Source organism: Streptomyces sp. NPDC058157 (genome assembly GCF_042884105.1).
Lineage (GTDB): Bacteria > Actinomycetota > Actinomycetes > Streptomycetales > Streptomycetaceae > Streptomyces.
Genome location: NZ_JBHVUQ010000224.1, coordinates 1 through 10,528 on the forward strand (window position 1 = coordinate 1; position 10,528 = coordinate 10,528).

Here is a 10,528-nt window from a genome sequence, read left to right on the forward strand (position 1 = left end):
GTACCAGCCCGGTCCCGGGGGCGCCGACGCGGTCACGGTCCGCCTCGCCGACGGGTCGGTCACCGCGTACGCGGCCCCGCCGGACCGGGCCCGCGACCTGTACGCCCGCTTCGACGCCCTGCTCCGCGGCGCAGGGGCCGCCCCCCGGCCCCCGCAGCAGCTGCCGGGGCAGCCCCAGCCCTGGCAGGGCCACGACCCGCACCATCCCTACCAGCCCCCGCAGCCCCACCCGTACCAGGGCCACCCCCACCCCTGACCACCTACAGTGCGGCGATGAGCTCCGGCAGCCGGCGCATGTCGTGGAAGACGGTGGTGTCCGGCCCCTCGAGGCGCGCGGCGGGGGTCAGCCCGCCCGCGTAGCCGAGGGAGCGCATCCCGGCGGCCCGGGCGGCGTCGACGCCGGGCCGGCTGTCCTCGACCACGACGCAGGCCGCCGGGTCGACGCCCATGCTCCGGGCCGCGTGCAGGAACAGGTCGGGGGCCGGCTTGCCCCGGGAGACCTCGCTCGCGCTGTAGATGCGGCCGGCGAAACGTGCGTGCAGGCCGGTCCGGCCGAGGGTGTGCCGCATCTTGTCGTGGGAGCCGCTGGAGGCGACGCACGTCGGCAGGGCGAGCAGGTCCAGGGCGTCCAGTGCCCCGGGCAGTCCGTCGACGGGGGCGAGCCCGGCGTCGACGGCCTCGCGGTGGAGCTCCTCGAACCGCTCCGACCAGACCGCGGCCACGTCCTGGCCGAGCCGTTCGGCGATCTGCTCGCGGATGGCGGCGTGCGAGCGTCCGATGAACCGGTCCACGACCTCCTCCTCGGTCAGCGGCCAGCCCAGTTCGGCTCCGAGGGCGATCTGCACGCGGGCGGCGATGCGTTCGCTGTCGACCAGCACGCCGTCGCAGTCGAATATGACGAGTTCGATGGGCTTGATCATCCCCGCAGCATAGGGCTCGCGGCGAAGGGGCTCGCGGCCCGCCCGCCCGTTCAGCCCGCGGGCAGCCGCATGCCGAGGCGGGTGCCCAGGGCGCGGGCGGTGGTGCGCACCTCCTCGCCGGTCTCGCCCTCGGCGACGGCGCCGAGCACGGCGAGGGCGAGCACCGCCTCGCGGTAGGTGAGCATCGGCAGCCGCTCGGGGCCGGCGTCGGCGTCCGCGTCGACTTCCTCGGCCACGATGTCGGTGTAGAGATCGTCAAGTGTCACACGGACCCAACGCCGCGCCCGTCTCCCGGTTACGCCGCCGGGCCGCCCGCCTTCCCCCTCAGTCCCGGGGGTGGAGCGGCACCGGGAGCCGGTCGAGCACGATGCCGAACTCCGCACGGTAGACGGCCCGTACCTCCTCGTCGGCCGTCAGCTCCTTCTCGGTGCGGTCGCCGCCGGCGGAGGTGGTGATGAGGGTGTGGTCCCGCAGCGTGATCCGCCCGCCGTCCCCGGTGAGCCGGGAGCAGACCGGCCCCCTGGTGAAGCCGGACTCCGGGCTGGTGCGGTGCCACCAGGCGCCGGTCCTGAAGTCGGCGAGCACCCGGGGCCGGGCCTCCAGCCGGTACACGGGCACCCCGTTCCGCTCCACGTCGACGTCGCCGTCCACGCCGTCCACCGGCCGCAGGCGGAACGCCCCGCCCGGGTCCTCCTGCTCACCGGACGCCTCCAGGTCGAGCGGGTACGCGCTGTGGTCACCGAACCCCACGTCCGCGAGCCACCGCCCGTCGACCCGCAGCGCCAGGTGGTCGTAGGGGACGCCCAGTGCGCCGTCCTTCCCGTACACCCGGGCCTGGAGCAGCTCGACGCGGTGTCCGAGGGAGCTCAGCAGCGCGGCGAAGCCGGCGTTCAACTCGTAGCAGATGCCGCCGCGTCCGGCGGTCACGATCTTGTCGTACGCGGCGTCCGCGGTCAGGGCGAGTTCCTCGCCGAGATGGATGGCCAGGTTCTCGAACGGCACGGCGCGCAGATGGCACAGCTGCAACGCGCGCAACGCCCCCTCCGAGGGCCGTGCGGGCCGCACCGCCCCCAGGCGGCGCAGGTAGGCATCGGTACGCGCGGGCCCGAGGGATGGCGTTCCAAGAGTTTCCACACCGCCACTCTCGCGCCTGGCGCCCCGATGCGCCAAGCCTTCCGGTGGATCACCTCCCGCGCCGGGCGGGATGAGTAGCGCGACTCATGACGCCCACGGGGCCGCAGGGCAGGATCGGGGGATGACGACTCATCGGAAGAAGACGGCCGGGCTCTGGACGCTGCCGTTTGCGGCGGTGCTCCTGCTGGTGGCGGGCTGTGGGACGCAGCGGGCGGGGGCGGCCGCCGGCGCGGCCCCGTCCTCGGGACCCGCGCCCTCCGGCACCGCGGTGGCGACCCCGAGCGGGCCGGTGGACTTCCCCTGCCCGGGCGAGGGTTCCGCGCCGCCGGCGCCCACCGCCACCGACGCCGCGCCCCCCGACCGCTACGCCGAGAACCATGCCTTCCGGATGCCCCTGCGGCTGCACGGCCAGGGCCGCTGCGACGGTCTCGCGGCCGAGGGGCGTGTCCGCGGCGCCCTCGAACCGCTGCGCCGGAGCGGCGGCTTCACCCCGGCCCACGTCCACAGCGTCCTCACCGGCCTCGGCTACCCGGCGGACAAGGTGCGGACCTACCAGAACGGCCCCGGCGGGGTCGGCTTCCTGATCGACGTCGGCGCCTCCCCCTGGTGCGTGGAGGGCACGCTGACCGGCGGGTCCACCACGGTGGACGCCTTCGGCGGCTACCCCGACGGCACCGGCTGCGAGCCCCCGAGGGGCGGCCACTGAACCGGGAGACGACACCTTGCCCCATCTATCGAAATTCGATAGATTCCCATCGTGAATCGATGGAGGGATGAGTCGTCATGGGGAAGCTGACCGTAGGCGCGCTCCGCGCCGTGCTCGGGCTCGTGTTCGCGGGCACCGTGTTCGTACAGGCGGGGATGGTCTGGGCGCTGGCCACCGACCCCGAGGACGGGTCGCTCCCGCTGACCCCGCTGCGCCTGGTCACGATCCTGGGCATGGCGGCGGCCCAGGTCGCCCTGGTCTGCGTCTGGCGGCTGGTGGCCATGGTGCGGCGCGGAACCGTGTTCTCCCACGCCGCCTTCCGCTACGTGGACGGCGTGATCGGCGCGATCGTCGCGGCCGCCGCCGTGTGGTTCGCCGTCACGGCCCTCAACGCGCCGGGGCAGCGGGAGGACCCGGGCGTCACCGTCATCATGGCCGGGGTGGGCGTGGCCATCCTGGGGGTCGCGCTCATCGTCCTCGTGCTGCGGATGCTGCTCGCCCAGGCGGTGGCCCGGTACGCCGAAGCGGATCAGATGCAGGCCGAGCTCGACGAGGTGATCTGATGCCGATCTCCGTCGACATCGACGTGATGCTGGCCCGGCGCAAGATGTCCGTGGGTGAACTGGCCGACCGCGTGGGCATCACCCCCGCCAACCTGGCGGTACTGAAGAACGGCCGCGCCAAGGCCGTCCGCTTCGCCACCCTCGCCGCCCTCTGCGAGGCCCTCGAATGCCAGCCGGGCGACCTCCTGCGCTGGGAGTCCGAGGACACGCCGACCGACTGAGCCGCCCGGCCGGTCAGCCGACCGCCCCCGTGGGGTGGGCCAGGACGAACTCGCGCACGAGCGTCGCCGTCCGCGCTCGGGCCTCGAAGGTGATGCCGTGGCGGGTGTGCGGCAGGAGTTCCAGGTGGGCCCGCGGAATCCGGGACGCCGTGAACTCGGCGACCGAAGGCCGGATGACCGGGTCGTCCGCCCCGTGCAGGACCAGCGTGGGTACGGCGATCTCCGCAAGGCGGGCGGCGCAGTCGTGGTCCCGCGCTGCTGCCGCCCGGCGTGTCCCGGCTTCCACGGGCCGGCTGCGCAGGGCGCGCTCCAGCTCGGAGACCAGCCGTGGATCCGCCGCCTGGCCCTCCGGGGTGAGTACGAGGTCCAGCATGAACTGTTCCTCCTCGCCCGGTTCGAGGGCGGCGAAGCGGTCCGTCAGGTCCTCCGTCATGGACAGGCTCGGCGCGGTCGCCGCCAGAACGAGCGACGCGATCCGCTCCGGGTGCCGGAGCGCCATCTGCATGGCGATCATGCCGCCGAAGGAGACCCCGAGGACGTGGACGCGCTCGTATCCCAGAGCCTGTGCGAGAGCGGCACAGTCGTCCGCCAGGCGGCCGAGGTCGTACGGCTCGGGCCCGTTGCGGGTGTCGCCGGTGTCGCGCTGGTCGTAGCGGATGGCCCGAATGCCGTCGCCGAGCAGGGGTAGCAGGATGTCGAACTGCCCGCGATGCCCCTCGCCTCCGTGCAGCAGCACGAGCGGCTCGCCTGCGCCGGACGTGACATAGGCGGTCTCGATCCCGTTGACTGCTGCTCGCTCGAACACCCCGGAGTCCAATTCTGCCCCCTGCCCGGTCAGCCGGTGTGGGCCGTGCGGGCGGGGCGCTGGGCCCGGACGACCAGGACCAGGCCGAGGAGGAGGGCCAGGGCGCCGGGCATGGCGACCACCGGTCGGTACACGGGGTCGACGGCCAGCAGGCCGACGAGCTGGGTGCCGAGCCCGCCGGCCATGACCAGTTGGGCCCAGCCGAACAGCCGCGGGCGCAGGACGTGCCGGCGCTGCCGGGGGAGCAGCCACCCCCGGCTGAGGACGGCGGTCCCGGAGGCGGCGAGCAGCAGTGCCATCGCCCCGATGGGAACCGCGGCGGCGAGAGCGAGTCCCATACCAGGCCTCCTGGTCCGATGCCGTGACACCGTGATGATGCCACCCCGCCGGCCGACGGCGTACGGCGGGCCAGGGCATCGGAGGCCTTGGCCGTGGCGTATGGGGAGACGGCCAGTGCGAGGCATGAGCCAGAACTGGTTGAAGGCGCCGGCCGAGATCAGGCCGAGGACCGGGAGCACCTTGACGGACAGCGCGATGCCGTAGCCGGTGGTCCACAGCTGGGAGAACGCTCCGACGTGTTTCCAGCTGAGCCGCAGGCCGGAGAGAGGAGGATGGCGCCGACGCAGACCATGGCGACCAGGCTGAACCTCCGCCAGATCTCGGCCCACAGCACGCCGGCGTTCTCGCCGAGGCGCGTGCGGGGCGACTGCGCCGGCGCCGGCCTGACGGCGGTCGTGTAGGTGACCGTCCGAGCCCCTGAGCCGGATTCGATTCAGGTGCGAGGGGTTCTCATTGCGGTCGTGACAGCGTCGTCGCTCCAGGCTCCACCGGGACGAAGGGACAGACCGAATGACCAAGGCAGGGCGCAGGTTCGGCATCGGTGCCGTGGCGGCCGCGATCGTGGCCGCGACGATCACCTTCACGGGACCGCAGGGTGCCAGCGCGCAGGACCAGGCCCGCCGGGGCTGGGACCACTTCGGGTTCGGGGTGCCGTGGGAGGAGTCCTACGGGTACTCGCAGGGCATCAGGGCCGGGGACACCGTCTACATCTCGGGGCAGGTCTCCCACGACGCCGCCGGGAACTTCGTCGGCGCCGGCGACTTCGAGAAGCAGGTGCGCACGGCGTTCGACAACCTGGACAAGGTGCTCGCGCACTACAAGGTCCCGCGCAGCCAGATCATCAGCATGAAGATCTTCACCAAGGACCTGCGCAAGAACTTCGACACGGCCGCGCGGCTGCACAAGGAGTACGTGGGCAACCACCGCACCACCGACACCATCGTCGGGGTCAGCGAGATGTCCGTCCCCGAGCAGCTCGTGGAGATCGAGGCGATCGTCCAGGTCTCGCCGCGCTCCTGACCCGCCGGTACACGGCGCGACACGCACGGGTGCCCGGAGCCTCGAAGGCTCCGGGCACCCGTGTTCCGTTCGCGGCCGGTCGGCCGTGGGTCAGAAGGTGAGCTTGAAGTCGGTGATCGTGCCGGTGTCGGCGGCGCCCTTGTCCTGGACCTTCAGCTTCCAGGTGCCGTTGGCCGCCACGGCCGAGGCGTTCACCGTGTACGTCTTGTCCAGGTTGGCCGTGGAGTCCGACGAGGAGTTCTGCAGGCGGAACGAGGTGCCGTTCGGGGCCACCAGGTCGATCTGCAGGTCACCGATGTAGGTGTGGGTGATCTTCACACCGACCTTGAGGGTGCTCGGCGCGTTGCCGGTGATCCCGGTGACGGCGACCGACGAGGTGACGGCCGGGCCGGGGGAGTCCGGGATGGCCACGCGGGTCGTGCTCTCGAAGACCTTGCCCGTGCCCGGGTTGCCGCCGCCCGAACGGGCGCCGACGTTGACGGCGGCCCAGGCGTCGGTGACCGCGTTGACCTCGGCGCTGCCGGCGCCGTACAGCTCGGTCGCCGCGGCGATCGTGCCGGCGCGGGCACCCGCGTAGTCCGTGGTCGAGTTGAACTTGGTGGTGAGGGCCTTGTACCAGATCAGCTGGGCCTTGTCCCGGCCGATGCCGGTGACGGGCAGGCCGTCGGAGGTCGGCGAGTCGTAGTTCACGCCGTTGATCGTCTTGGTGCCGGAGCCCTCGGAGGCCAGGTAGAACCAGTGGTTGGCCGGGCCCGAGGAGTAGTGGACGTCGAGGTTGCCGACGCCGGAGTACCAGGCGTCCGCGGAGCCGCCGTCCTTGCTCGGCTTGTCCATGTAGCGCAGCGGGGTGCCGTCGCCGTTGATGTCGATCTTCTCGCCGATGAGGTAGTCGCCCGGGTCGCTGGGGTTGTTCGCGTAGAACTCGACCGAGGTGCCCATGATGTCGGAGGTGGCCTCGTTCAGGCCGCCCGACTCGTTGCTGTACTCCAGGCCGGCGGTGGCGGCGGTGACACCGTGCGACATCTCGTGCCCGGCGACGTCCAGCGAGGTCAGCGGGTCGTTGTTGCCGGAGCCGTCGCCGTACGTCATGCAGAAGCAGCCGTCGTCCCAGAACGCGTTGACGTACGCGTTGCCGTAGTGGACGCGGGAGTAGGCGGCGACGCCGTCGCCGCGGATCCCGGAGCGGCCGAAGACGTTCTTGTAGAAGTCCCAGGTGACCCCGGCGCCGTAGGCGGCGTCGGCGCCCGCGGTGGCGGCGTTGGAGTTGGCCCCGTTGCCCCAGGTGTCGTTGGTCTGGGAGAAGAGCGAACCGGTGCCGGACGTACCGTGGTTCAGGTTGTACGTCTTGTGGCCGCCGCGGCCCGTGTCGTTCAGCGTGAAGTTCGAGCCGGACTGCGACGTGCCGAGGGTGACCTGGCCGCTGTAGTGGGTGTTGCCGACACCGGTCTCGATGCCCTGCCACTGGTGCAGCTTCGCGCCGGTCTTGGCGTCGGTGACGACGTGGAGCTGGTTGGGGGTGCCGTCGTCCTGGAGGCCGCCGATGACGGTCTCGTAGGCCAGGGTCGGCACGCCGTTCGCCATCCAGATGATCTTGCGCGGCGCGACGTCGGCCTTGTCGGCCTTGGAGCCGACCGCCTTCGCGGCGTCCAGGGCCTTGGCGGAGGCGGCGGCCGGGGCGTCGGCCGGGGCGGCGGTGCTGACGCCCTGGAGCTGGGCGTTGGACGCCTTGCTCACGCTCTGCGTGCGGTCGGCCGAGGTGCGGTTGACGACCAGGTCGCCGCCGAGGACGGGAAGTCCCTCGTAGGTGCGCTCGTAGCGGGTGTGGGTGGTACCGTCCTGGTCCTTGACCACGTCGCGGACGACGAGCTTCTCCTGGGCGCCGAGGCCCAGTTCCTTGGCCGTGGCGGCCGTGGTGCTCTGCGCCTTCGCGATCAGCTCGGCACGCTGGGACGGGGTGAGCTGCGCGGGCAGTGCTCCCGGGTTGCGGGGCTGGCCCTTGGCGGCGGCCGCGTTCGCGGACTCGCCGGGCTGCGCGCTGGCGCTGCCCGCCTGGACGCCGACGGTGAGCAGGGCTGCGGCGGCGAGCAGGGCGCCGGTGGCGGTGGCGTTCCGCCGGTGCGTGGACTTCACGCGGACTCCTTCGGAGTGGTGGGGGGTGGAGAACCGGCGGCCTGGACGGGCCGGCCGGGTGGAGCGCGTCGATCAACTCCAGCTGGGGATGGGGAGAGGTTGCCAGCGAACTTCATGATCGCCATGGACACGTCAGGTATTGGCCGAAAGGCGTCCGGATTTCGCCGGTGCGCGTCCGCTGAGCGGACACCGCGGTGCGGCGCGAATGGGACGGTATCTGCTCAACTCGGCTGATCCAGGGCGGGACTTGGTCCAGTCTTGGTACTCGGCGGCGTCTTCCGCATTCAGGTAAAGCGTTCGATATCAAGCGTCAAACAGCCTTGTTCTGCTCATGACTTGGCGGGTGTGATCGCGGGAGCCGCCCCCGAGCGGCGCCACCCCCCAAGGGAGTCCCCCATGCATCCAGTCCGTCGTACGTGGCCGCGCCTCGCGGTCACCACGGCAGCCGCCGCCGGCCTCGCGCTCACCGCCGCGGCGGCCGCCCCGGTCGCCGGGACCGTCGCCGCCTCCGAGGCCGTCGCCGCCTCCGGGCACGGCTCCGCCGTCCCGCGCACCGCGGCCCGTCCGGCCGTCGCCGGGCACCAGCTGGTCCGCGCCGTGGGGAGCCCGCTCTCCGTCGAGGAGTGCCGGGCCAAGTGGAAGATCGCCTGCTATACCCCGCTCCAGTACCGCGAGGCCTACGACCTGAACCCGCTGTACAAGGCGGGCGTCACCGGCAAGGGCCGCACGATCGTCATCGTGGACTCCTTCGGCTCGCCCACCGTCCAGCACGACCTGGACGTCTACAGCAAGCAGTTCGGGATACCCAGCACCCAGGTGCAGGTGGTCAAGTGGGGCAAGGTCCCCCAGTGGGACCCGAAGAACGCCGACATGCTCGGCTGGGCCGGCGAGACCACCCTCGACGTGGAGATGGCGCACGCGGTGGCGCCGGACGCGAAGATCGTCCTGGTGGAGACCGCGGTCGCCGAGACCGAGGGCACCACCGGACTGCCGGAGATGATGGACGCCGAGAAGGCCCTGATCGACCACGGCATCGGCGACGTGATCACCCAGAGCTTCGGCGCCACGGAGAACACCTTCCCCGGTTTCGACCAGGGAGACTTCTCCAGCATCAAGAAGCTGCGCTACGCCTTCGAGGCCGCCGCCCGCAACCACGTCACCGTCCTCGCCTCCTCCGGCGACGGCGGCGCCACCGACAGCACCGCCGACGGCACGGGCTACTACCACGAGCGCGTCAACTCCTGGCCCTCCTCCGACCCCCTCGTCACCTCCGTCGGCGGCACCCAGCTCCACCTGGACGACGCGGGCCGGCGCACCGCCCCCGAGAGCGTCTACAACGACAACGGCGCGGGCGGCGGCGGCCAGTCCCACGTCTTCACCCGCCCCGCCTTCCAGAACGGCGTCAAGAACGTCGTCGGCCAGCGCCGCGGCACCCCGGACATCTCCATGGCCGCCGCGGTCGACGGCGGCGCGTGGCTGTACTCCAGCTACGACCCGGCGGCCACCGGCTGGGACGTCTCCGGCGGCACCAGCGAGTCCAGCCCCCTGTTCGCCGGCATCGTCGCCCTGGCCGACCAGGCCGCGGGCAAGCGCCTGGGCGACATCCACGAGGCGCTGTACCGCCTGTACGGGCGCTCCGCGTACGACCGTTCCACCGGCATCGTCGACGTCAACGACGGTACGGACAACAGCTACCAGGGCGTCACCGGCTACCAGGCGGTGAACGGCTACGACATGGCCACCGGCGTCGGCACCCTGGACGCGGCCCGCTTCGTGCCCGCCCTGGCCCGCGAAGGCCGCCGCGGCTGACGCTCCGGGCCGCCGGGCGACGGCCTGTTCGCGTCCTTGTGGCGGGCGGCCCGGCGGCAGGAGGATCCCCTCGACCTGACAGGCGCAGCAGAAGGGATCCACGATGGGGTTATGGGGGGTTCTCGGCAGGGCCGGCCTGGTGCTGGCCCTGGCCGGGGCCGGATCGGCCGCGGGCGGGGCGGCGGCGCAGGCACGGCCCGCCGCTCCGCAGCTGGTGGTGGAGCGGACCGCCGGGCTGCTCGACGGGGACGTCGTCGGCTTCGCGGTCAAGGGCGGCCCGCCCAAGGCGTACGTATGGGTGGAGCTGTGCGCCCCGGACACGGTGGCGGGGGCCTGTGACGAGGACACCGGACGGCAGTTCCGCGTGCTGCCCGACGGCACCCTGGCCAAGTCGCCCAAGAAGCTCTACGCGCAACTCGCCACCGGCGCCGGCACCTTCGACTGCCGCACCGCCACCGCGGCGCACCCGTGCCGGCTGGCCCTGACGGACAACACCGGCGCCGTCCTCACCACCGTCCCGCTGGGGTTCCGGCCCCACGGCGCGCTGGAAGCGGCTCCCACCGTACGGGTGGACCCGTCCGAGGCGCTCGCGGACGGCCAGTCCGTACACGTCACCGGGCGTGGGTACGAACCGCAGTACCACTCGCTGGTGATGGAGTGCGCGGCCGGCTCCACCGAGGCCACCGGCTGCCGCCCCCGCTCCCGCCCGCCCGCCACCGACGACCGGGGGCGGCTGGACGAGACGGTCGCGCTGTCGGCGTCCTTCACCACCGTCGACGGACGCACCGTCGACTGCCGGGTCGCCCCGGGCTGCGAGGTGGTCGTGTTCGGCACCCGCGTCCGCGGCCCCCACTCGGTGTCCCAGCCCGTCGGCTTCGCCC

The 10,528-nt window shown here is 72.5% G+C and carries 13 protein-coding genes and 2 pseudogenes; 8 read left to right on the forward strand and 7 right to left on the reverse strand.

What is annotated here, in order from left to right; genetic code table 11:
- A pseudogene (locus ACFVXK_RS33275) lies at window positions 1–256 on the forward strand (hypothetical protein); the annotation flags it as partial.
- A 4-nt stretch (window positions 257–260) separates the two neighbouring features.
- Here ACFVXK_RS33275 and ACFVXK_RS33280 read toward each other — a convergent pair.
- The 3 genes from ACFVXK_RS33280 to ACFVXK_RS33290 are packed head-to-tail and all read right to left on the reverse strand — an operon-like array spanning window position 261 to window position 2,054.
- Window positions 261–920, reverse strand: a complete 660-nt coding sequence (locus ACFVXK_RS33280; protein WP_389619293.1) for an HAD family hydrolase — start codon at window positions 918–920, stop codon at window positions 261–263.
- Between the two features lie 50 nt (window positions 921–970).
- Window positions 971–1,186: a hypothetical protein gene (locus ACFVXK_RS33285; protein WP_079423401.1), complete on the reverse strand. Its 216-nt coding sequence runs from the start codon at window positions 1,184–1,186 to the stop codon at window positions 971–973.
- A 58-nt stretch (window positions 1,187–1,244) separates the two neighbouring features.
- Window positions 1,245–2,054 (reverse strand): arylamine N-acetyltransferase, encoded by an 810-nt coding sequence (locus tag ACFVXK_RS33290; RefSeq protein ID WP_389619296.1) that lies wholly within the window; start codon window positions 2,052–2,054, stop codon window positions 1,245–1,247.
- Between the two features lie 121 nt (window positions 2,055–2,175).
- Here ACFVXK_RS33290 and ACFVXK_RS33295 point away from each other — a divergent pair, with 121 nt between their 5' ends.
- From ACFVXK_RS33295 to ACFVXK_RS33305, 3 genes are all read left to right on the forward strand, one after another.
- Entirely contained in the window at window positions 2,176–2,760 is a 585-nt protein-coding gene (locus ACFVXK_RS33295) for a hypothetical protein (protein ID WP_389619298.1), read from the forward strand.
- Window positions 2,761–2,837: 77 nt separating this feature from the next.
- Window positions 2,838–3,323 carry a DUF2975 domain-containing protein gene (locus ACFVXK_RS33300; RefSeq protein WP_389619300.1) on the forward strand — a complete coding sequence of 162 codons (486 nt, stop codon included), beginning with the start codon at window positions 2,838–2,840 and terminating at the stop codon, window positions 3,321–3,323.
- The gene (locus tag ACFVXK_RS33305) at window positions 3,323–3,544 is read left to right on the forward strand and encodes a helix-turn-helix domain-containing protein (protein WP_389619303.1); all 222 of its coding nucleotides are present in this window, start codon (window positions 3,323–3,325) and stop codon (window positions 3,542–3,544) included. The genes ACFVXK_RS33300 and ACFVXK_RS33305 overlap by 1 nt, the downstream gene beginning before the upstream one ends.
- 13 nt (window positions 3,545–3,557) lie before the next feature.
- Here ACFVXK_RS33305 and ACFVXK_RS33310 read toward each other — a convergent pair whose 3' ends face one another.
- From ACFVXK_RS33310 to ACFVXK_RS33320, 3 genes and pseudogenes are all read right to left on the reverse strand, one after another.
- Window positions 3,558–4,349 carry an alpha/beta fold hydrolase gene (locus ACFVXK_RS33310; protein WP_389619306.1) on the reverse strand — a complete coding sequence of 264 codons (792 nt, stop codon included), beginning with the start codon at window positions 4,347–4,349 and terminating at the stop codon, window positions 3,558–3,560.
- A gap of 29 nt (window positions 4,350–4,378) precedes the next feature.
- Window positions 4,379–4,687 (reverse strand): hypothetical protein, encoded by a 309-nt coding sequence (locus ACFVXK_RS33315; RefSeq protein WP_389619321.1) that lies wholly within the window; start codon window positions 4,685–4,687, stop codon window positions 4,379–4,381.
- A 120-nt stretch (window positions 4,688–4,807) separates the two neighbouring features.
- A pseudogene (locus ACFVXK_RS33320) lies at window positions 4,808–5,017 on the reverse strand (CopD family protein); the annotation flags it as partial.
- Between ACFVXK_RS33320 and ACFVXK_RS33325 the strand changes: the two are divergent.
- Together ACFVXK_RS33325 and ACFVXK_RS33330 are read left to right on the forward strand one after the other, a co-directional pair.
- Window positions 4,961–5,089: a hypothetical protein gene (locus tag ACFVXK_RS33325; protein ID WP_389619324.1), complete on the forward strand. Its 129-nt coding sequence runs from the start codon at window positions 4,961–4,963 to the stop codon at window positions 5,087–5,089. The pseudogene ACFVXK_RS33320 and the gene ACFVXK_RS33325 overlap by 57 nt on opposite strands.
- Before the next feature lie 109 nt (window positions 5,090–5,198).
- Entirely contained in the window at window positions 5,199–5,708 is a 510-nt protein-coding gene (locus ACFVXK_RS33330) for a RidA family protein (RefSeq protein ID WP_389619309.1), read from the forward strand.
- Between the two features lie 90 nt (window positions 5,709–5,798).
- Here ACFVXK_RS33330 and ACFVXK_RS33335 read toward each other — a convergent pair whose 3' ends face one another.
- The gene (locus ACFVXK_RS33335) at window positions 5,799–7,838 is read right to left on the reverse strand and encodes a M4 family metallopeptidase (protein ID WP_389619312.1); all 2,040 of its coding nucleotides are present in this window, start codon (window positions 7,836–7,838) and stop codon (window positions 5,799–5,801) included.
- Window positions 7,839–8,234: 396 nt separating this feature from the next.
- On the opposite strand from ACFVXK_RS33335, the gene ACFVXK_RS33340 reads away from it, so the two are divergent.
- Together ACFVXK_RS33340 and ACFVXK_RS33345 are read left to right on the forward strand one after the other, a co-directional pair.
- Window positions 8,235–9,647, forward strand: a complete 1,413-nt coding sequence (locus ACFVXK_RS33340) for a S8 family serine peptidase (RefSeq protein ID WP_389619315.1) — start codon at window positions 8,235–8,237, stop codon at window positions 9,645–9,647.
- A 103-nt stretch (window positions 9,648–9,750) separates the two neighbouring features.
- Window positions 9,751–10,528 (forward strand): neocarzinostatin apoprotein domain-containing protein (locus tag ACFVXK_RS33345; RefSeq protein ID WP_389619318.1); only part of this gene is annotated, 778 nt, incomplete at its 3' end.